Here is a 19729-nt window from a genome sequence, read left to right as displayed (position 1 = left end):
GGGAGCTGTCAGGCCTGCGACATTGCGGGCCTGGATGGGTCTTTCGCCGCCCGCACGTATTGGGTAGGATCGGCCTCCCGCTCATTTGCAGCAGCCACTGCGGTGCTCCGTCCAGGCGTTAATTCGCGACACGGGCATACAGGTCTCTGCCCGAATGCCGGCCCTGCCCCATCGCCGGCCATCTGTCCTGTTACCGATGGAATACCCCCATGAAGATTCGCCCTCGCGTCGCTGCGGACGACGCCCTGCTGACCGCGCTCTGGGAGCGTTCGGTCCGCGCCACCCATGACTTTATTGCTGAAGACGATATCCAGCGCCTGTACCCGCTGGTACGCGACAGCTACCTGCCGGCCCTTGAAACCTGGGTCTGGGACAACCCCGACGCCAGCCCCGGCGGTTTTATTGCCACCAGCGACGACACCGTTCAGATGCTGTTCATCGAACCGGCCCAACGCGGCCAGGGCATCGGTCGCCGGCTGCTGGATCATGTACGCCGTCCGGGCCTCAAGGTCGACGTCAATGAACAGAACCCACAGGCCCATGGCTTTTACCGTCACTACGGCTTCGTCGACTGCGGCCGCTCGGAAACCGATGGCGAAGGCCGGCCGTTTCCGATCATCCACATGCAGTTGCCCGATCGTTGAGCCCCTGCCCTCTATATAAAGGTAACCCTCTCATGTCACTGAAAAACCTCTTCACCACCACCGCCCTGCTCGCCTCGCTGCTGGGCGCCTCCTCGGTATTCGCCCACGCCCACCTGAAAGGCTCGAACCCGGCGGCCAACAGCAGCGTGGTTGCGCCCAACGAACTGCGCCTGATGTTCAGCGAAGGCGTGGAAGCGGCCTTCACTCAAGTGACGATCAGCAAGGACGGTGCCCCCCTCGAAGTGAAAAGCCTGGCCACCGAAGGTACGGACAAGAAAACCCTGGTGGTCACCCCGGCCGCCACGCCGCTGCGCGCTGGCGAGTACAAGGTGGAGTGGCACGCGGTGTCGGTGGACACCCACAAGAGCGAAGGCAGCTACAGCTTCAAGGTGAGCCCGTAAGCCATGGCGTCATGGCTGGTGCTGTGCCGCTTTGTGCACTTTGCGGTGGTGTTGACCCTGGTCGGCGCCTGGGTGTTTCGCCCGTTGTTGCTGGGCCGAGATGCCGCGCACAACGGCCATGGCGCCGTGCATCGACAGCTCGACCGGCTCAGCCGCTGGTTGACGCTGATCGGCCTTTGCAGTGGCCTGTGCTGGCTGCTGCTGATCACCGCCAGCATGGCCGGCTCCTGGCCGGCGGCGCTGGACCCGGCAACCGTGGGGTTGGTACTGGGCAAGACCTTCTTCGGCCAGATCTGGACCTGGCACCTGCTGCTCAACCTCTTGTTGCTGGGGCTGCTGCTGACTCCGCTGGGCCGAAGCCTGCCACTACAACTGGGGCTCGGTGCCCTGCTCCTGGCAACCCTGGCTCCGGTGGGTCACGGCGCCATGCTTGATGGGCTGCAGGGGCAGATGCTGATCCTCAATCAGATCGTGCACTTAAGCTGTGTCGCCATCTGGTTGGGGGGCTTGCTGGTGTTGTTGCTGGTGTTGCGCCAACCCGCGAGGCTGTCTGTCGAACCCTTGTTAAAGCGCTTCAGCGGCGTGGGTTACGGGCTGGTAAGCGGCTTGCTGATCACCGGCCTGATCAACGTCCGGGTGCTCACCGGACAGTGGTGGCCGACGCCATTGTTCAGCGGCTTTGCTCTGATCCTGCTGATCAAGGTGCTGCTGGTGGCGGGCATGCTCGGGCTGGCGCTGTTCAATCGCCTGCGCATCCGCGGCTGCGACCAGCGCCTGTCGAGCCTGCGCAGCAGCGTGCTGGTGGAGTGGTTGCTGGGCGTGGCGGCGGTGGCCGCCGTGTCGTTGCTGGGCACCTTGCCGCCGATGCAGGCAGCATAACCTCCCGCGCACCGCGCCCCTGTAGCCGCTGCCGCAGGCTGCGAAAAGGTCCGCAGGACCTTCAGCGGTCTCAAGGCCTCCCCCCCTGGTCTTGAGCATTGCGGTGGGGCGCCATCCTTGGCGTCTGCTGCGCAGCCGGTCGCAGCCTGCGGCAGCGGCTACAGAGGATCCGCGGCGAGAGGGATCAAGGCGTGACGGAGGTGTCGATGCTGACCACCACCGACAATCCGGGGCGCAGGCGCTCAAGCTCCGGCTGATCCGGGTCGACGCTGATCCGCACCGGGACGCGCTGGGCAATCTTGACGAAGTTGCCGGTGGCGTTGTCGGCCTGCAACAAGGCGAATTCGGAACCGGTGGCCGGTGAAATCCGCTGCACCTTGCCGCTGAAGGTGCGGTGGTTCAGGGCGTCCACGGTAAAACTCACCGGCTGCCCGACCCGCACATTGTCCATCTGGGTTTCCTTCATGTTGGCCATCACCCACAGTTGGTTCGGCACCAGGGCCATCAACTGCGCACCGGAGTTGACGTAAGCCCCCAGGCGCACGCCGATCTGCCCCAGTTGCCCGTCGCGGGGCGCGAGGATGCGGGTGTTGGACAGGTCGATGCGCGCCAGCTCCACCGCGGCTTCGGCGCTGGCCACCGCCGCTTCCAGGGAGCCGCGGTTGACGATCACGGTCTGCAGGTCCTGGCGGGCGATGTCCAGTTGCGCCTGGGCCTGGGCCACGGCGGCGACGGTCTGGGCATTGGCCGCGCGGGTCACGTCCAGCTCACGCTGGGACACCGAACCGTCGGCAATCAGTGCCTGGTTGCGTTGCAGGTCGGCCGCGCTCTTGCGCGCCTGGGCCTGGCTGTCGACCAGAGCGGCCTGGCGCAGCTTGATCGTGGCTTCGGCGCTGTTGCGTTGCTGCAGGGCATTGGCCAGGGCTGCCTTCTGCACCGCCAGTTGCGCCAGGGACTGGTCCAGGCGCTGGCGATAGATGCGGTCGTCGAGGCGCACCAGCAGATCGCCGGCCTTGACCTGCTGGAAGTCCTGCACCGGCACCTCGAACACATAGCCGCTGAGCTGCGGGCCGATGATGGTCACCTGCCCGCGCACCAGGGCGTTCTCGGTGCTTTCGATGGCGCTGGAAAACGGCGGCAGCTGCCAGGCATAGAGCACGATCAGCACACCGACGATGGCGATGGCGGCAAAGCCCAGGGACGAGAGGATGCGCACCGCCAGCGGGCGCGGCTCGGTCGCCGGAAGACTCGGCGGGCCGTTGGGCTCGGGAGTCGAGGCGATGGCATTGGTGGTGGGGTTGACGGTTTCGCTCATGAAGTTGGGGCACCACTTTGTTGAACGGGAGCCGCGGGCGCGACCGCTCGGGTCGTGCTCATCAGCCACAGGCTGCGGATGAATATCCAGAGCATGGTGAGTACGGCAATCACCGCGATCAGCATGAATACATCGTTATAAGCCAGCACGTTGGCCTCGCGAGTGGCCGCACTGGCCAGGCTGCGAATGCCTTGCAGGGTGCGCAGGTCCGGGTCGGCGATGACCTTGCCGTAGGCCGCCGCGCCGCTCTGCACCCGGGCCAGGACCTGGGGATCGAGCAGGGTCAGTTGCTCGACGATGTGGCTGGAATGGTACTTCTCGCGCACGATCTGGAAGGTGCCGAGCAAGGCCGAGCCGATCAGCCCGCCGAGGTTCTGGCAGATGCCGAACAGCACCGAGAAGCTGACCAGATTGCGCGGGTTGGTCAGCACATTGCGGGTGCCCAGGACCATGGTCGGGCCGAGAAAGAAGGTGCCGCCAAAGGCCAGGAGGAACTGGCTGAGGTACATGTTGGCCGGGCGCGTGAGGTTGCTGGAGAAACTGTCCATCACCGAGCCCACGGCCATCAGCGCCAGGGAAATGACCAGCGGCATCAGCAGATGCGCCGGGTTGATGGTCAGCGCGCTGGTGGCCAGCCCGGCGATGCTGCCCAGCAGCATCACCCCGTAGAGCAGGCGCATCTGCTCGCTGCTCATGTTCAACGCCTGGAGAAACCCCACGGCGCCGGTGGACTGTTCCGACAGCACCATGCGAATCAGGATCACCGCCAGGGCCAGGCGGATCATCGCCCCGCTGCCCAGCCAGCGGGTCATCAGCATCGGGTTGCTGCGGTTATGTTCGATGCACAGCCCGGCCAGGATCAGCACGATGGAGCCGGCGCTGGCGTAGCCGATCCACGGCGCTTCCAGCCACCAGTCGATGCGCCCCAGCGATAGCACCGCGCACAGCAGGGCAACGCCTGTGGCCAGCAAAGCGAAGGTCAGGAAGTCGAGTTTCTCGAAGGTGCGAAAACGATCCCCCGGCGGCAGCTTGAGCAGGAACACGCAGCCCAGGGAGGTCAGCGCCAGGCCCAGTTCGAACAGGTACAGGCCGCGCCATTCGGCGATCTGCAGCAGGTCCTCGGAAAACAGCCGGGCCAGGGGCAAGGCCAGCTGCGAGGTGCCCAGCCCCAGCACCAGGGCCTTGAGCCGCCATTTCGCCGGGAAGGCCTGGACCATGTAGTACAGCCCCAAGGAGCTCAGCGCGGCGCCGACCATGCCATGGGCCGCGCGCACGGCGATGGCCGAACTCAGGTCGTTGACGAACAGGTGGCCGAAGGTCACCAGGGCATAAAGCACCAGGAACACTTCGGTGAAGGCGCGCAGGCCGAACTGCTGGCGAAACTTCACCAGCAGCAGGTTCATCGACACATTGGTCATCACGTAGGCGGCCGGCAGCCAGGCCATTTCCGCGGTGGTCGCCCCCAGCGCGCCTTGCAGGTACGGCAGGTTGGCGATCACCAGCGAGTTGCCCAGGCCGCCGGTGATCGCCACCAGCAAGCCCACCAGGGCATAGGCCAGGCGCTTGTGGCCGGGGTGCAGCGGTGTCGAGGGGGAACCGGGCAAGCTGGGCTTTTCGTGGGGCTGCCAGTTGCGCGGGGCGTAGTGATCCATGCCGTGACCTTGTGCTGTGCCGGTCGCTGTTGCAGCGCCCGGCGATGTTCGCGGTGCTCCGGCAGTGTGCCGGAAAATCCCGCCGTCCAGGCAATGCCCAGGCTTGCAGGATGAATTTTATTTTAAGGCGCTGGCGCCGGTAGCTTTTTTTCGCAATCCTGCGTTCGCTGGTGGTCGTTGAGCCGGCTGCCTGCCCTCGCCTGTCGGAGCCCGAATGCCGCTGAACTTTGTGAAGATGCACGCCAATGGCGACGACTTCGTGCTGATCGATGCCCGTGGCCGCGACAACCCGATCACCGCTGAACGGGCCAGGGCCCTGGGAGATCGCCAGCGCGGCATCGGTTTCAATCAGTTGGTGGTGCTCGGCGACTGCCACGAGAGCGCGGCGCAACTGACCTTCTTCAACGCCGATGGTTCCAGCCTGAACACCTGCGGCAGCGCCACCCGCGGCGCCGCCGACCTGCTGATGGAGGAAAGCGGTGCCACCTCGGTGCAGCTGACAACCGCCCGCGGCCTGCAGCACTGCCTGCGTCTTGAGGATCAGTCGGTGTCCGTGGAAATGGGCCGACCATCGTTCGACTGGCGGGACGTCCCCCTGGCCCGAGAGCTGGACAGCCTGCACCTGCCGCTGCCAGGAACACCGGCGGCATGCAGCATGGGCAACCCCCATTGCAGTTTTTTCGTCGACGATCTGGAGCAACTGGACGTTGCCGCCCTGGGTCCCACGATCGAGAGCGACCCGCTGTTTCCACACAAGACCAACGTGCACTTCATCCAGGTGATCGACCGCCAGACCATCCGCCTGCGCATCTGGGAGCGCCATGGCGCCATCCCCCTGGGCTCCGGTTCCTGTTCCAGCGCGGCGGCGGTCAATGGCATCCGTCGCGGCTTGCTCGACAGCCCGGTGCGGGTGCTGTGCGACGGCGGGCCGGTGACAGTGAGCTGGGACGGCCAGGGCAAGGTGCGCCTGGCCGGCAGCGTGACCCGGGTGTTCAACGGGTCACTGTGAAGGGCTCTACATCCAGCCCAGCCACTTCCACCAGGTCATGGCGAACACCAGCATCAACAGGTAGCCGATCAGCGTCACCAGCAGCCCGACCTTGGCGAACTGCCGGGCATTGAAGGTCTCGGTACCCAGGCAGACCATGTTCTGCGGCGCGTTGATCGGCAGGATGAAGCCATAGCTGACGACAAAGCCCAGGAGCATGGTCATGCCCAGGCGGCTGAACTCGCCCGGCAGGGTTTGCAGCACGGCAATCAGGATCGGCAGCAAGGCCGAGGTCAGGGCCGTGGCACTGGCGAACCCCAGATGAATGAGGATCAGGAACGCCGCGAGAATCGCGAACACCGCCAAAGGCCCGACCTGGTCCAGGCCGGTGTGGGCCACCACCTGCCCGCCCAGCCATTGCCCGGCCTGGGTGCTGAGCAGCGCCGAACCGAGGCTGATGCCGACCCCGAAGACGATCACCGTGCCCCAGGGAATGCGCGACTGCACGTCCTTCCAGGTCATGATGCCGATCCGCGGCAGCAGCAGGATCACCAGCCCGGCGTAGGTGGTGGTCGTGGTGTCGAAGGGGTGCAGCTTGCCTTCGGTGGACCAGGCCAAAAGCAGCAGCAGCGACACCGCCAGCAGGCGCTTCTGCGGCCCGGTCATGGGCCCGATGTCCACCAGGGACTGGGCCACCGCTTCCTTGCCGCCGGGGATGCTGTCGGTTTCCGGCGGCAGCAGTTTCAGCACCAGCCACAGCAGCACCAGGGACATGATCAGCGCCCAGGGCGCCCCGGCGATCAGCCAGTCGAGCCAGGCCACGCGCTGGCCGAGCATCTTGTCCATGAAGCCCACGGTCAGCAGGTTCTGCGCCGCGGCGGTCTGGATACCGACGTTCCAGATGCTGGTGCCCTGGGCCACCACGATCATCAGCCCGGCGGCGATATTGGAGCGCTTGTCGACGCCGAACGCGGCGATCACCCCCATCATGATCGGCACCACGCAGGCACTGCGGGCCGTGGCGCTGGGCACCAGCAGGCTGAGCAGGATGGTCACGGCAATGGCACCGATGAGGATGCGCCGGGTGCTGGTGCCGACCCGGGTCAGGGTCACCAGGGCGATGCGCCGGTCGAGGCCGGTGTGGGTCATGGCGGCGGCGATGAACAAGGCACCGGCCACCAGGGCCAGGGCCGAATTGGAGAACCCGGTCAGCGCCAGACTGATGGCCGCCGAGCTGCCATAGACCTGGGTCGGGTCCTGCAGGGTCGGCGCGGTGCCAATCAGGAACGCCATCAGTGCGGTGATCATGATCGCGCTGGCCTCGTAGGACACCGCTTCGCTGATCCACACCACCACCGCGAAGGCGAGGATCGCCAGCATCCGCTGGCCGGCCACCGGCAGGTCGGCGGGCAGTGGCAGAAACAGCACCCCGATCATGGCCAGCACGGCGATCAGCAATCCAATCGGTAGTACTGCCTTGGCCGCGGGCGCCGTTGTCAGAGGCGTAGTCATGGGCCTTTTCCTTTGCAATTGGAGAGGCGCCAAGCTTGCTACAAAACCGCCAAAAGCGCGTTGATAAAGGTCAAGCCGCGGGGTTGCCCACCCTTGCGGCGACGCTAGGTTGAAGCCCGCTGGACGCAAAGAAATATTTTTACATCCCTACAGATTTTTCATCTCTTTGGAGTCACAGTGCTATCAGGGCGACAAGGAGTCGAAAAGAAACTGGCGGTATCACTCCAACCTGCAAGGTGCCTGTATGGTGACAAGAAACTTGAAACTGACGTCCAGGGCGCTCCTGAGTTTTGGCGCTATCTGTGTGCTAGTGGTCGGTCTGGGGGGACTGGCGCTGTGGAGAATGGGACAGATTCACGACGCTGCACTGGACCTGCGAAACAATTGGCTGCCCAGCGTCAGGCAAGCCACGAAAATCGAATCTTCCACCTTGCGTGTGCGCCTGGAGGCCCTGCACTACGCCACTGAAAGCGAAGTCCAGAAAGGCGCGTCCCTGGACAAGCTGGGTAGCCTGAAAGCCACCCTGGCCCAGGCCATCAAGGACTACGAGCCACTGGTGTCCAGCGCCGAAGAGAAAACCGCCTTTGATCAGGTCAAGCGCGGCGCCCAGGACTACCTGGACAAGCTGGCGGTGCTGATCGATGCCAGCAAGACCCACACCGCGCAGCAGAGCAGTGACTACATCAATCAGGTCACGGTGCCCCTGGCCAATGCCTTGCAAAGCGCCATCGAAGCCCTGATCGCGATCAACGAGAGCGGTGCCGCGCACTCGGCGACCCTGGCCGACCATCAGTTCGACAGTGGCCTGACCCTGACCTCGCTGATCATCGTCCTGGCGATTGTCCTGACCGTGCTCATCGCCACCCTGTTCACCCGCAGCATCACCCGCCCGGTGCAATCGCTGCTGGCCACCACGCGCAAAATCGCCGAGGGCGACCTGCGAACCCAAGTGGAAGTCAGCGGCCAGGACGAACTCACCGACCTGCAGAAATCCACCCAGTCCATGCTCGACAACCTGAAGTCGACCATCCGCCAAATTGCCGATTCCTCGACCCAGCTGGCCTCTGCCGCCGAGGAAATGAGCGCCATTACCCGCGAGTCCAACGCCGGCATCCAGCAACAGAGCATGGAGACCGATCAGGCCGCCACCGCGGTCAACGAAATGACCGCCGCGGTGGAAGAAGTGGCGCGCAACGCGGTGTCCGCCTCGCAGTCGACCCAGGAATCCGAGCGCTCCGCCGGGCTGGGCAAGGAGCGGGTCGAGCAGACCATCCACTCCATCGAGAAGCTCACCGGCACCGTGGAAAACACCCGGGTGGAAATGGCCGGCCTGGCCCAGCAGGCCCAGGACATCAGCAAGGTCCTGGACGTGATCCGCGCCATTGCCGAGCAGACCAACCTGCTGGCCCTCAACGCGGCCATCGAGGCTGCCCGGGCCGGCGAGCAAGGCCGTGGCTTTGCTGTAGTGGCCGATGAAGTGCGGGCCCTGGCCCACCGTACCCAGCTCTCGACCCAAGAGATCGAGCAGATGATCCAGGGCGTCCAGAACGGTTCGAGCAAGGCCATGCTGTCGATGCAGCAAAGCAGCGAGGATGCCAGCCAGACCCTGGCCATCGCCCACGAGGCCGGCGCCGCCATCGGCCATATCGCCCAGGCCATCAGCGAGATCAACGAACGCAACCTGATGATCGCCACCGCCTCGGAGGAACAGGCCCAGGTGGCGCGCTCGGTGGACCAGAACCTGATGAGCATCCGCGACTTGTCGCTGCAAAGCTCGTCTGCCGCCAGCCAGACGTCCATTGCCAGCAGTGAACTGTCGTCCCTGGCGGTGAGCCTGAACAAACTGGTGGCACGCTTCTCCCTGTGAGACGGGCCCAGGCCCGGTAAGACGTCAGGTAGAGAAAAGCGCTGGCGCTGTTAGCCGGCCATCCGGCTCCTACACGGGTCTGTAGGAGCCAGATGGCCGGCAATGGCCGACGGCCTGAAAGGAGTGTTGTTGATGCTGAAACTGATTTCGATCCATCAGTTGCAGATGGGCATGTACATCCATCAGTTCTGTGGCTCCTGGCTGGACCACTCTTTCTGGAAGGCCGGCTTTGTTCTTGACAGCCATGCCGACCTGCAACGCCTGCGAAGCTCCAACCTCAGCAGCCTGTGGATCGACACCAGCAAAGGTGGCGACCTGCCCGAGGCCAGTGCAACCACCACGCCGGACCTGCCGCCGAGCGCACAACCGGCCACCGCTGCCACGCCCCGGGCCAGCATGGATGAGGAAGTGCAGCGCGCCCTAAAGCTCTGCGCCTACTCGCGCAAGGCGGTGACGGCGATGTTCCAGGAAGTGCGCATGGGCCAGGCCCTGGAGATGCAGCAAGCCGAAGATCTGGTGCTGCAGATCGGCCAGTCGCTGCTGCGTCATCCCGATGCGCTGATCAGTCTGGCGCGGCTCAAGAACGCCGATGACTACACCTACATGCATTCAGTGGCGGTCTGTGCGCTGATGCTGGCCACCGCGCGGCAATTGGGCTTGTCGGAGGACTATATCCGCCTGGCAGGCATTGCCGGATTGCTGCATGACGTGGGCAAGCTGACCATCCCCGACAGCATTCTCAACAAGCCGCAAAAGCTCTCGGACACTGAGTTCGAACGGGTCAAGCTGCACCCCGAAGCCGGTGGCGCGATCCTGCGTCAAAGCCCCGATGTGGATGCGCTGGTTCTGGATGTGTGCCTGCATCACCACGAAAAGGCCGACGGCTCCGGCTATCCGCACCGTCTGGCCGGCAACCAGATCAGCCTGTTCGCGCAGATGGGCGCGGTCTGCGATGTGTACGACGCGGTGACCTCCAATCGGCCCTACAACCGTGGCTGGGACCCGGCCGAAGCGATCCAGCGCATGTCCACCTGGAAAGGTCATTTCGATCAGCGGGTGTTCCAGGCCTTCGTCAAGAGCGTGGGCATCTACCCCGTTGGGGCCCTGGTGCGCCTGAAGAGCGGGCGCCTGGCGGTGGTGATCGAACAAAACCCCAAGTCGTTGCTGACGCCCAAGGTCCGGGTGTTCTTCTCCACCCGCTCCAACCTGCCCCTGGAACAGAACGTGGTCGACCTGGCCAAGATCCACGGCCAGGATCGCATCGTCGCTCGCGAAGCCCCGGAAGACTGGGAGTTCAAGAACCTGGATCGGCTCTGGAGCGGAGTCCCCGCCTGACCCTCAGGTGCCCAGGGTCAGGCCGTTGGCCGGCAGTGGCAGCGCGGTCTTGTAGCGCACCTGCTTGAGGGCGAAGCTGGAGCGGATATTGGCCACCCCGGGCACCTTGGTCAGAAAGTCCATCATGAAGCGTTCCAGGGACTGGATGGTGGGCACCAGCACGCGGATCAGGTAGTCCGGGTCGCCAGCCATCAGGTAGCACTCCATGACTTCCGGGCGGTCGGCGATGGCCTCTTCGAAGTGCTGCAAGGCCTCTTCCACCTGCTTCTCCAGGCTGACGTGAATGAACACGTTGACGTGCAGCCCCAAGAGGTCGGCATCCAGCAGGGTCACCTGCTCGCGGATCAACCCCAGCTCCTCCATGGCCTTGACCCGGTTGAAGCACGGCGTGGGCGAAAGGTTCACCGAACGGGCGAGGTCGGCGTTGGTGATGCGAGCATTCTCCTGAAGACTGTTGAGAATGCCGATGTCGGTACGATCCAGTTTGCGCATGAGACAAAACAACCTGTTTTTTATGTTTATGCAGATTTTTTATCTGCAAATAACTTCCAGCGCAATGAAACAGAGATAAATATTCTTCTACGCCCGGCCTATGATGTTTGTAGGACAAGATTTCCCTTACCCAGGGAATGACTGTCAGCTAGCGCGCCCAATTACAAGAAATCCACAAGATCGAGCGTAGAAAGCCATGACCACAGCGTATGCACCGCTACGCCTGCACGTTCCCGAACCCTCGGGCCGTCCCGGCTGCAAGACCGACTTCACCTACCTGCGTCTGAACGACGCCGGCCTGGCCCGCAAACCTCCCATCGATATCGAACCTGCCGACTGCGCCGACCTGGCCCGCGGCCTGATCCGTGTGCTCGACGATCAGGGCAACGCCCTGGGCGACTGGGCCGACGACGTGCCGCTGGAGATCCTGCGCAAGGGCATGCGCGCCATGCTCAAGACGCGGATCTTCGACAACCGCATGGTGGTCGCCCAGCGCCAGAAGAAGATGTCCTTCTACATGCAGAGCCTGGGCGAGGAAGCCATCGGCAGCGCCCAGGCCCTGGCCCTGAACATCGACGACATGTGCTTCCCCACCTACCGCCAGCAGAGCATCCTGATGGCCCGGGAAGTGCCGCTGGTGGAAATGATCTGCCAACTGCTGTCCAACGAGCGCGATCCACTCAAGGGACGCCAGCTGCCAATCATGTACTCGGTGAAGGAATCCGGGTTCTTCACCATCTCCGGCAACCTGGCGACCCAGTTCGTGCAGGGCGTGGGCTGGGGCATGGCCTCGGCCATCAAGGGCGATACCAAGATCGCCTCGGCCTGGATCGGCGACGGCGCCACCGCCGAATCGGACTTCCACACCGCCCTGACCTTCGCCCACGTCTATCGCGCGCCGGTGATCCTCAACGTGGTCAACAACCAGTGGGCGATCTCCACCTTCCAGGCCATTGCCGGCGGTGAAGCCACCACCTTCGCCGGACGCGGCGTGGGCTGCGGCATCGCTTCCCTGCGGGTCGACGGCAACGATTTCATCGCGGTCTACGCCGCCTCGCGCTGGGCCGCCGAGCGCGCCCGGCGCAACCTCGGGCCGACCCTGATCGAGTGGGTCACCTACCGCGCCGGCCCGCACTCCACTTCCGACGACCCGTCGAAGTACCGTCCGGCCGACGACTGGAGCCACTTCCCCCTGGGCGATCCGATTGCCCGCCTCAAGCAGCACCTGATCAAGATCGGCCAGTGGTCCGAAGAGGAACACGCCGCAGTCAGTGCCGAGCTCGAAGCCCAGGTCATCGCCGCGCAGAAGGAAGCCGAGCAGTACGGCACCCTCGCCGGCGGCCAGATTCCCAGCGCCGCGACCATGTTCGAGGACGTCTACAAGGACATGCCCGAGCACCTGAAACGTCAACGCCAGGAACTGGGGGTCTGACATGAACGATCACAACAACAATATCCAGCTGGAAACCGCCATGACCACCACCACCATGACCATGATCCAGGCCCTGCGCTCGGCCATGGATGTGATGCTCGAGCGTGACGACAACGTGGTGGTGTTCGGCCAGGACGTCGGTTACTTCGGCGGCGTGTTCCGCTGCACCGAGGGCCTGCAGGCCAAGTACGGCACCTCGCGGGTGTTCGACGCACCGATCTCGGAAAGCGGCATCGTCGGCGCGGCCATCGGCATGGGCGCCTACGGCCTGCGCCCGGTGGCGGAAATCCAGTTCGCCGACTACGTCTACCCAGCCTCGGACCAGATCATTTCCGAAGCCGCGCGCCTGCGTTATCGCTCCGCCGGCCAGTTCACCGCGCCCATGACCCTGCGCATGCCCTGCGGTGGCGGCATCTACGGTGGCCAGACCCACAGCCAGAGCATCGAGGCGATGTTCACCCAGGTCTGCGGCCTGCGCACCGTGATGCCGTCCAACCCCTACGACGCCAAGGGCCTGCTGATCGCCTCCATCGAAAACGATGACCCGGTGATCTTTCTCGAACCCAAGCGCCTGTACAACGGCCCGTTCGATGGCCACCACGACCGCCCGGTAACACCCTGGTCGAAACACCCGGCGGCCCAGGTGCCGGACGGCTACTACAAGGTGCCGCTGGATGTGGCAGCCATTGCCCGCCCAGGCAAGGACGTCACCGTCCTCACCTACGGCACCACCGTCTATGTGTCGCAAGTGGCGGCCGAGGAAACCGGCATCGACGCCGAGGTCATCGACCTGCGCAGCCTGTGGCCGCTGGACCTGGACACCATCGTCAAGTCGGTGAAGAAGACCGGCCGTTGCGTGGTGGTGCACGAAGCTACCCGCACCTGCGGTTTCGGCGCCGAGCTGGTGTCGCTGGTGCAGGAACACTGCTTCCACCACCTGGAAGCCCCGATCGAGCGCGTCACCGGTTGGGATACGCCGTATCCCCACGCGCAGGAGTGGGCATATTTCCCAGGGCCGTCCCGAGTGGGCGCGGCGCTGCAACGGGTCATGGAGGTCTGAATGGGCACGCACGTTATCAAGATGCCGGACATCGGCGAAGGCATCGCGGAAGTTGAACTGGCGCAGTGGCACGTAAAAGTCGGCGACCAGGTGGTTGAAGACCAGGTCCTGGCGGACGTGATGACCGACAAGGCGATGGTGGACATTCCCTCGCCAGTGCACGGCACGGTCATTTCCCTGGGCGGCGAACCCGGTGAAGTGATGGCGGTGGGCAGCATCCTCATCAGCATCGAAGTCGAAGGCGCGGGCAACCTCAAGGAATCCGCCCAGGCCGCCGCGCCGGCGCAACAAGCGCCGGCAGCTATTAATAAGCCGACTGCCGCGCCAGTGGTCGAAGCACCGAAAGTGGAACAAGCCGTCGCCAGCCAAGCCGCCTGCCGCCCTGCTCCCCAGGCGCCGGTGGCGCGCCAGGCCGACGAACGCCCCCTGGCCTCGCCAGCCGTGCGCAAGCACGCCCTGGACCTGGGCATCCAGCTGCGCCTGGTGCAGGGCAGCGGCCCCGCCGGGCGCATCCTGCACCAAGACCTGGAGGCCTACCTGGCCCAGGACAGCCAGCCGCTCAAGGGCTACTCGGCGCCGGGCACAGGCTATGCCGAACGCCACGACGAAGAGCAGATCCAGGTGATTGGCATGCGCCGCAAGATTGCCCAGCGCATGCAGGAATCCAAGCACCGCGCCGCACACTTCAGCTATGTCGAGGAAGTGGACGTCACCGCCCTGGAAGAGCTGCGCATCCACCTCAATGAAAAACACGGTGCCAGCCGCGGCAAGCTGACCTTGCTGCCGTTCCTGGTACGGGCCATGGTCGTGGCCCTGCGCGACTTCCCGCAGATCAACGCGCGCTACGACGACGAAGCCCAGGTCATCACCCGCCACGGCGCGGTGCATGTCGGGGTCGCCACCCAGAGCGACGTCGGCCTGATGGTGCCGGTGGTGCGTCACGCCGAAGCCCGCAGCCTGTGGGGCAACGCCGAGGAAATCTCGCGCCTGGCCAAGGCCGCCCGCAGTGGCAAGGCAGCCCGGGATGAACTGTCCGGTTCCACCATCACCCTCACCAGCCTCGGCGCCCTGGGCGGGATCGTCAGCACCCCGGTGCTGAACCTGCCGGAAGTGGCGATTGTCGGGGTCAACCGCATCGTCGAGCGGCCGATGGTGATCAAGGGCCAGATCGTGATCCGCAAGATGATGAATCTCTCCAGCTCCTTCGATCACCGGGTGGTCGACGGCATGGACGCTGCGCAATTCATCCAGGCCATTCGCGGCCTGCTCGAACAACCCGCCACGCTGTTTGTGGACTGACTTTCCGAGGAGCAGGCATGCAACAGACTCTCAATACCCAGCTGCTGATCATCGGCGGTGGTCCTGGCGGTTACGTGGCGGCGATCCGTGCCGGCCAGCTGGGCATCTCCACCATCCTGGTGGAAGGCCAGTCCCTGGGCGGCACCTGCCTGAACATCGGCTGCATCCCGTCCAAGGCGCTGATTCATGTCGCCGAGCAGTTCCACCAGACCCGCCACCACAGCCAGGGCTCGGCCCTGGGCATCGAAGTGGCGGCGCCGACCTTGAACATCGGCAAGAGCGTGGAATGGAAGGACGGCATCGTCGACCGCCTGACCACCGGGGTCGCCGCGCTGTTGAAGAAAAACAAGGTCCAGGTGATTCACGGCTGGGCCAAGGTCATCGACGGCAAGACCGTGGAGATCGAAGGCACCGATACCCGCATCCAGTGCGAGCACCTGCTGCTGGCCACTGGTTCAAAAAGCGTCAACCTGCCGATGCTGCCCATCGGCGGGCCGATCATCTCCTCCACCGAGGCCCTGGCACCCAAGACCTTGCCCAAGCGCCTGACCGTGGTCGGCGGTGGCTACATCGGCCTGGAACTGGGCATCGCCTACCGCAAGCTCGGGGTCGAGGTCAGCGTGGTCGAGGCCCAGGAACGCATCCTGCCGGCCTATGACGCGGAACTGACCCAGCCGGTGCTGGAATCGGTGAAGCAGCTGGGCATCAAGCTCTACCTCAAGCACAGCGTGCTGGGCTTCGATGCCGCCAGCAGCAGCCTGCAGGTGCGCGAGCCCAATGGCGACACCCTGAACCTGGCCACCGATCAGGTGCTGGTGGCCGTCGGTCGCAAACCCAACACCCAGGGCTGGAACCTGGAAAGCCTGAACCTGGACATGAACGGCGCGGCGATCAAGATCGACCACCGCTGCCAGACCAGCATGCGCAACGTCTGGGCCATCGGTGACCTCAGCGGCGAGCCGATGCTCGCCCACCGGGCCATGGCCCAGGGCGAGATGGTCGCCGAGCTGATCGCCGGCAAGCACCGCGAGTTCAACCCGGCGGCGATCCCGGCGGTGTGTTTCACCGACCCGGAACTGGTGGTGGTAGGCAAGACCCCGGACGAAGCCCGCGCTGCCGGCCTGGACTGCATCGTCAGCAGCTTCCCGTTCGCGGCCAATGGCCGGGCCATGACCCTGGAATCGAAAAGCGGTTTCGTGCGGGTGGTGGCCCGAAGTGACAATCACCTGATTGTCGGCTGGCAGGCGGTGGGAGTCGGGGTCTCCGAATTGTCCACCGCGTTCGGCCAATCCCTGGAAATGGGCGCGCGCCTGGAAGACATCGGCGGCACCATCCACGCCCACCCGACCCTGGGTGAAGCGGTCCAGGAAGCGGCGCTGCGGGCACTGGGGCACGCCCTGCACCTGTAAACACAACCTGTAGCTGCTGCCGCAGGCTGCGACAAGGTCCGCAGGACCTTCCGAGGGCCTCAAGAGCACGTCCTCTTCGAGGCAGATCGCAGCCTGCGGCAGCAGTTACAGGGTTCAATACGGGGATGCGGTAAGCCCCCGGAATGCAGTATTGTTGTGCCCATCCAAAAAAACGTCAGAAGCCTTAAGCCGTTCCGGCGGTTGTTAAGTGATAGAGGGTGTCATGGGTAACGAAAGCATCAATTGGGACAAGCTGGGTTTTGACTACATCAAGACAGACAAGCGCTATCTGTCGCACTGGCGTAACGGCGAGTGGGACGCAGGCACCCTGACCGAAGACAACGTGCTGCACATCAGCGAGGGCTCCACCGCCCTGCACTACGGTCAGCAATGCTTCGAAGGCCTCAAGGCCTACCGCTGCAAGGACGGCTCGATCAACCTGTTCCGTCCGGACCAGAACGCCGCGCGCATGCAGCGCAGCTGCGCCCGCCTGCTGATGCCGCAGGTGTCCACCGAGCAGTTCATCGAAGCCTGCAAGGCCGTGGTCAAAGCTAACGAGCGTTTCATTCCGCCATACGGCACCGGCGGCGCGCTGTACCTGCGTCCATTCGTGATCGGCGTGGGTGACAACATCGGCGTGCGCACCGCGCCGGAGTTCATCTTCTCGATCTTCGCCATCCCGGTCGGCGCCTACTTCAAGGGCGGCCTGACTCCGCACAACTTCCTGATCTCCAGCTACGACCGCGCCGCCCCACAAGGCACCGGCGCGGCCAAGGTCGGTGGCAACTACGCCGCCAGCCTGATGCCGGGCTCCCAGGCCAAGAAGGCCAGCTTCGCCGACTGCATCTACCTCGACCCGCTGACCCACAGCAAGATCGAGGAAGTGGGTTCGGCCAACTTCTTCGGCATCACCCACGACGACAAATTCGTCACCCCCAACTCGCCATCGGTACTACCGGGTATCACCCGCCTGTCGCTGATCGAGCTGGCCAAGACCCGCCTGGGCCTGGAAGTGGTCGAAGGCGACGTGTTCATCGACAAGCTCTCGGACTTCAAGGAAGCCGGTGCCTGCGGTACTGCCGCGGTGATCACGCCGATCGGCGGCATCCAGTACCAGGACAAGCTGCACGTGTTCTACAGCGAAAAAGACGTCGGCCCGATCACCCAGAAGCTCTACAAAGAGCTGACAGGCGTGCAGACCGGCGACGTGGAAGCGCCAGCGGGCTGGATCGTCAAGGTCTGATTCGCCCCCCTGCTCTACCCCAGCCCGCCCCTGCTTGCCAGGGGCGGGCTTTTTATTGCCCGCCGCCAATCCGCTTGCCGCGCCGCGCCGCCACCTGGCTGGCCTGGCCGTCGCGCTGCTTGCCGTGGCGCGCTTGGCTGATCAGCGCCGGAATCAGCGGTCCCTCCGGCAGGTGCTTCCAGAACCGGGTCGGCAAATGCCCCTGCATGACCTTGGGGTTGAGCCGCGCCGGGTTGAAGATGTGGCTGTAGTAGGCCAGCCACAGCTCGCCTCCGGGGTCGTCGCCGGCCTGGGCCAGTTGCTGCCAACCAGCGGGGCACTGGCGCTGATGGTGCAGTTGCTCGCCGTCGAAATACACCCCGTCCCGGGGCGTAGCGATCATCCAGCGGTGGCGCCCCATGCGTCCGATGAAGTGCCGGCTGGCCTGGGCCAGGATGTCGTGGGCCGGTTCGTGCCAGGCCACGTATTCGGGTTGCTCGGCCAGGGATGAGCGGCCCTCGGGCAGCCTGACGAAGCGCACGAAGGCATGCAGGTGATGGGCCTCGCGGTCCACCTGCTTGATCCGCCGCTGCAACTCGCTGCCCAGTTGATCGCCGCTGAGCATGGCCGTGCGGTCGCCATGGCTGACCCGCCACAGCACCTCGTAGAGCAGGCTCCAGCGCTGCTCGCCGCGGTAGCAGGCGGCCCGCTGCAACAGCTCCAGCAGGGCCTGGGGAATACGCGCGCGAAACGGTCCGGGCTGTTCGGGGCAGCTCTCGTCGCTGGCGAAGAGGTCGGCCTCCCGGGTCCCGGCCCAACTGACCCGACTCGGATCGATGGAATGGCTGAGCAGCCAGCGCGCCTGCTGGCGCCAGGTGTCGAACAGATCGTCGCAGTCCAGGCTGATCATCCCCAGAGCCCCATCTGCTGCGGTTGCGGCCGGTCCCGCAGTTGCTGGTAGAGCAGCGCGCTGCTGGTTTCCGCCTGCTGCGGGTGATAGTCGCTGGTGATGAAGAACGGCTTGGCCTTGCTCAGCACACAGCGCATGCGCGCCAGGTCCTCGAAGCGGATGCGTCGCTCGCGACGCAGTTCCACCAGGCGCTGGGTAGTACGCAGGCCGATCCCCGGAATGCGTGAGATCAGCGCCGGCTCGGCACGGTTCAGGTCCAGGGGAAACAGGTTGCGGTTCTCCAGCGCCCAGGCCAGCTTGGGGTCGATGTCCAGGGCCAGGTGCCCCGGCCCCTTGAAGAGTTCGTTGGCACTGAAGCCATAGCCGCGCAACAGGAAGTCGGCCTGATACAGGCGGTGCTCGCGCATCAGCGGCGGCGCGGCCAGGGGCACGCTTTTCGGGCTGTTAGGGATCGGGCTGAACGCCGAGTAATAGACCCGGCGCAGGCGGAAATTGCCGTACAGCGCCTCAGCGCTGTGGAGAATGGTGCTGTCATCGGTGTCGTCGGCGCCGACGATCATCTGGGTGCTCTGCCCGGCCGGGGCGAAACGCGGCGCCCGGGGCTCGTTGAGCACGGTCTGCTCGCCGGTATAGATGGTGCCCATGGCCTGCTTGATCGAGCCCAGGTGTTTTTCCGGGGCCAGGGCCTTGAGGCCCTGGTCGGTGGGCAGCTCAACATTGACGCTGAGGCGGTCGGCATAGCGCCCGGCTTGCTCGATCAGCAGCGGGTCGGCGTCGGGGATGGTCTTGAGGTGGATGTAGCCGCGGAACTCGTGCTCTTCACGCAACAGCCTGGCCACCTGCACCAACTGCTCCATGGTGTAGTCCGCCGAGCGGATGATCCCGGAGCTGAGGAACAGCCCGCTGACGCAATTGCGCCGGTAGAAATCCAGGGTCAGGCGCACCACTTCCTCGGGGCTGAAACGGGCCCGGGGCACATCGCTGGAGCGGCGGTTGACGCAGTACTGGCAGTCGTAGAGGCAGAAATTGGTCAGCAGCACCTTGAGCAGCGAGACGCAGCGTCCGTCCGGCGTATAGCTGTGGCAGATGCCCATGCCATTGCTCGAACCCAACCCGCTCTTGCCTTCGGAACTGCGCTTGGGCGCGCCGCTGCTGGCGCAGGAAGCGTCGTACTTGGCGGCGTCGGCGAGGATGCTCAGCTTGTCGATCAGTTGCATGGCGAGGCCCGAATACTGTTTTTATATACAGTACAGAGAGTGCCCCATGCCGTTCAAGCGGTGTTTATCGGCGCCGGCAAAAAAACGCTGATTGC

At 64.7% G+C, this 19729-nt stretch carries 17 protein-coding genes; 11 read left to right on the top strand and 6 right to left on the bottom strand.

Annotated features, from left to right (window positions below; all coding sequences use genetic code 11):
• Nucleotides 1-209: 209 nt before the first annotated feature.
• The 3 genes from PFZ56_RS18575 to copD are packed head-to-tail and all read left to right on the top strand — an operon-like array spanning nt 210 to nt 1924.
• Nucleotides 210-644, top strand: a complete 435-nt coding sequence (locus tag PFZ56_RS18575; protein ID WP_123393292.1) for a GNAT family N-acetyltransferase — start codon at nt 210-212, stop codon at nt 642-644.
• A gap of 32 nt (nt 645-676) precedes the next feature.
• Nucleotides 677-1045 (top strand): copper homeostasis periplasmic binding protein CopC, encoded by a 369-nt coding sequence (copC, locus tag PFZ56_RS18570; RefSeq protein WP_102879790.1) that lies wholly within the window; start codon nt 677-679, stop codon nt 1043-1045.
• A gap of 3 nt (nt 1046-1048) precedes the next feature.
• Nucleotides 1049-1924, top strand: coding sequence for a copper homeostasis membrane protein CopD (gene copD / locus PFZ56_RS18565; protein ID WP_170003053.1), 876 nt, complete (start codon nt 1049-1051; stop codon nt 1922-1924).
• A gap of 184 nt (nt 1925-2108) precedes the next feature.
• On the opposite strand, the gene PFZ56_RS18560 is transcribed toward copD, so the two are convergent.
• On the bottom strand, nt 2109-3239 hold the full coding sequence (locus tag PFZ56_RS18560) for an HlyD family secretion protein (protein ID WP_115582244.1): 1131 nt from the start codon (nt 3237-3239) through the stop codon (nt 2109-2111).
• On the bottom strand, nt 3236-4891 hold the full coding sequence (locus PFZ56_RS18555) for an MFS transporter (RefSeq protein WP_110653438.1): 1656 nt from the start codon (nt 4889-4891) through the stop codon (nt 3236-3238). The genes PFZ56_RS18560 and PFZ56_RS18555 overlap by 4 nt, the downstream gene beginning before the upstream one ends.
• A 214-nt stretch (nt 4892-5105) precedes the next feature.
• Between PFZ56_RS18555 and dapF the strand changes: the two genes are divergently transcribed.
• Entirely contained in the window at nt 5106-5900 is a 795-nt protein-coding gene (dapF, locus tag PFZ56_RS18550) for a diaminopimelate epimerase (RefSeq protein WP_170003055.1), read from the top strand.
• A gap of 6 nt (nt 5901-5906) precedes the next feature.
• Here dapF and PFZ56_RS18545 read toward each other — a convergent pair whose 3' ends face one another.
• A complete protein-coding gene (locus tag PFZ56_RS18545) occupies nt 5907-7391 on the bottom strand; it encodes a DASS family sodium-coupled anion symporter (protein WP_102879794.1) in 1485 nt (494 codons plus the stop codon).
• 244 nt (nt 7392-7635) lie between these two features.
• Between PFZ56_RS18545 and PFZ56_RS18540 the strand changes: the two genes are divergently transcribed.
• A complete protein-coding gene (locus tag PFZ56_RS18540) occupies nt 7636-9258 on the top strand; it encodes a methyl-accepting chemotaxis protein (protein WP_170003057.1) in 1623 nt (540 codons plus the stop codon).
• 132 nt (nt 9259-9390) lie between these two features.
• Complete coding sequence (locus tag PFZ56_RS18535; protein ID WP_102879796.1) at nt 9391-10593, top strand: HD-GYP domain-containing protein; 1203 nt, start codon at nt 9391-9393, stop codon at nt 10591-10593.
• Nucleotides 10594-10596: 3 nt separating this feature from the next.
• On the opposite strand, the gene bkdR is transcribed toward PFZ56_RS18535, so the two are convergent.
• Nucleotides 10597-11085 carry a Bkd operon transcriptional regulator BkdR gene (gene bkdR / locus PFZ56_RS18530; RefSeq protein WP_060838848.1) on the bottom strand — a complete coding sequence of 163 codons (489 nt, stop codon included), beginning with the start codon at nt 11083-11085 and terminating at the stop codon, nt 10597-10599.
• 196 nt (nt 11086-11281) lie between these two features.
• On the opposite strand from bkdR, the gene PFZ56_RS18525 reads away from it, so the two are divergent.
• The 5 genes from PFZ56_RS18525 (at nt 11282) to PFZ56_RS18505 (ending at nt 17528) form a co-directional block, all read left to right on the top strand.
• The gene (locus PFZ56_RS18525) at nt 11282-12517 is read left to right on the top strand and encodes a 3-methyl-2-oxobutanoate dehydrogenase (2-methylpropanoyl-transferring) subunit alpha (RefSeq protein ID WP_102864402.1); all 1236 of its coding nucleotides are present in this window, start codon (nt 11282-11284) and stop codon (nt 12515-12517) included.
• 1 nt (nt 12518) lies between these two features.
• Nucleotides 12519-13577, top strand: a complete 1059-nt coding sequence (locus PFZ56_RS18520) for an alpha-ketoacid dehydrogenase subunit beta (protein ID WP_047303847.1) — start codon at nt 12519-12521, stop codon at nt 13575-13577.
• Nucleotides 13578-14876, top strand: coding sequence for a dihydrolipoamide acetyltransferase family protein (locus tag PFZ56_RS18515; RefSeq protein ID WP_102879797.1), 1299 nt, complete (start codon nt 13578-13580; stop codon nt 14874-14876).
• A gap of 17 nt (nt 14877-14893) precedes the next feature.
• Nucleotides 14894-16285 carry a dihydrolipoyl dehydrogenase gene (gene lpdA, locus PFZ56_RS18510; protein WP_170003059.1) on the top strand — a complete coding sequence of 464 codons (1392 nt, stop codon included), beginning with the start codon at nt 14894-14896 and terminating at the stop codon, nt 16283-16285.
• Nucleotides 16286-16508: 223 nt separating this feature from the next.
• Nucleotides 16509-17528, top strand: a complete 1020-nt coding sequence (locus tag PFZ56_RS18505; RefSeq protein ID WP_015635266.1) for a branched-chain amino acid aminotransferase — start codon at nt 16509-16511, stop codon at nt 17526-17528.
• A gap of 52 nt (nt 17529-17580) precedes the next feature.
• Here PFZ56_RS18505 and PFZ56_RS18500 read toward each other — a convergent pair whose 3' ends face one another.
• A complete protein-coding gene (locus PFZ56_RS18500; protein WP_170003061.1) occupies nt 17581-18417 on the bottom strand; it encodes a TIGR03915 family putative DNA repair protein in 837 nt (278 codons plus the stop codon).
• Nucleotides 18414-19634 carry a putative DNA modification/repair radical SAM protein gene (locus PFZ56_RS18495; protein WP_170003063.1) on the bottom strand — a complete coding sequence of 407 codons (1221 nt, stop codon included), beginning with the start codon at nt 19632-19634 and terminating at the stop codon, nt 18414-18416. The genes PFZ56_RS18500 and PFZ56_RS18495 overlap by 4 nt, the downstream gene beginning before the upstream one ends.
• Between the last annotated feature and the right edge of the window lie 95 nt (nt 19635-19729).

Origin of the sequence: Pseudomonas danubii (assembly GCF_042980055.1) — a bacterium.
GTDB classification, from domain to species: Bacteria; Pseudomonadota; Gammaproteobacteria; order Pseudomonadales; family Pseudomonadaceae; genus Aquipseudomonas; species Aquipseudomonas danubii.
This window is presented reverse-complemented; position numbering and strand designations above follow the sequence as displayed.

Excerpts from the sequence above, each read along its gene's own strand:
- lpdA (WP_170003059.1), top strand. The coding sequence starts at position 14,894 with ATGCAACAGACTCTCAATACCCAGCTGCTGATCATCGGCGGTGGTCCT.
- PFZ56_RS18545 (WP_102879794.1), bottom strand. The coding sequence starts at position 7,391 with ATGACTACGCCTCTGACAACGGCGCCCGCGGCCAAGGCAGTACTACCG.
- PFZ56_RS18520 (WP_047303847.1), top strand. The coding sequence starts at position 12,519 with ATGAACGATCACAACAACAATATCCAGCTGGAAACCGCCATGACCACC.
- dapF (WP_170003055.1), top strand. The coding sequence starts at position 5,106 with ATGCCGCTGAACTTTGTGAAGATGCACGCCAATGGCGACGACTTCGTG.
- PFZ56_RS18500 (WP_170003061.1), bottom strand. The coding sequence starts at position 18,417 with ATGATCAGCCTGGACTGCGACGATCTGTTCGACACCTGGCGCCAGCAG.
- PFZ56_RS18555 (WP_110653438.1), bottom strand. The coding sequence starts at position 4,891 with ATGGATCACTACGCCCCGCGCAACTGGCAGCCCCACGAAAAGCCCAGC.
- PFZ56_RS18505 (WP_015635266.1), top strand. The coding sequence starts at position 16,509 with ATGGGTAACGAAAGCATCAATTGGGACAAGCTGGGTTTTGACTACATC.
- PFZ56_RS18535 (WP_102879796.1), top strand. The coding sequence starts at position 9,391 with ATGCTGAAACTGATTTCGATCCATCAGTTGCAGATGGGCATGTACATC.
- PFZ56_RS18560 (WP_115582244.1), bottom strand. The coding sequence starts at position 3,239 with ATGAGCGAAACCGTCAACCCCACCACCAATGCCATCGCCTCGACTCCC.
- PFZ56_RS18540 (WP_170003057.1), top strand. The coding sequence starts at position 7,636 with ATGGTGACAAGAAACTTGAAACTGACGTCCAGGGCGCTCCTGAGTTTT.
- copC (WP_102879790.1), top strand. The coding sequence starts at position 677 with ATGTCACTGAAAAACCTCTTCACCACCACCGCCCTGCTCGCCTCGCTG.
- PFZ56_RS18575 (WP_123393292.1), top strand. The coding sequence starts at position 210 with ATGAAGATTCGCCCTCGCGTCGCTGCGGACGACGCCCTGCTGACCGCG.
- PFZ56_RS18495 (WP_170003063.1), bottom strand. The coding sequence starts at position 19,634 with ATGCAACTGATCGACAAGCTGAGCATCCTCGCCGACGCCGCCAAGTAC.
- copD (WP_170003053.1), top strand. The coding sequence starts at position 1,049 with ATGGCGTCATGGCTGGTGCTGTGCCGCTTTGTGCACTTTGCGGTGGTG.
- PFZ56_RS18525 (WP_102864402.1), top strand. The coding sequence starts at position 11,282 with ATGACCACAGCGTATGCACCGCTACGCCTGCACGTTCCCGAACCCTCG.
- bkdR (WP_060838848.1), bottom strand. The coding sequence starts at position 11,085 with ATGCGCAAACTGGATCGTACCGACATCGGCATTCTCAACAGTCTTCAG.
- PFZ56_RS18515 (WP_102879797.1), top strand. The coding sequence starts at position 13,578 with ATGGGCACGCACGTTATCAAGATGCCGGACATCGGCGAAGGCATCGCG.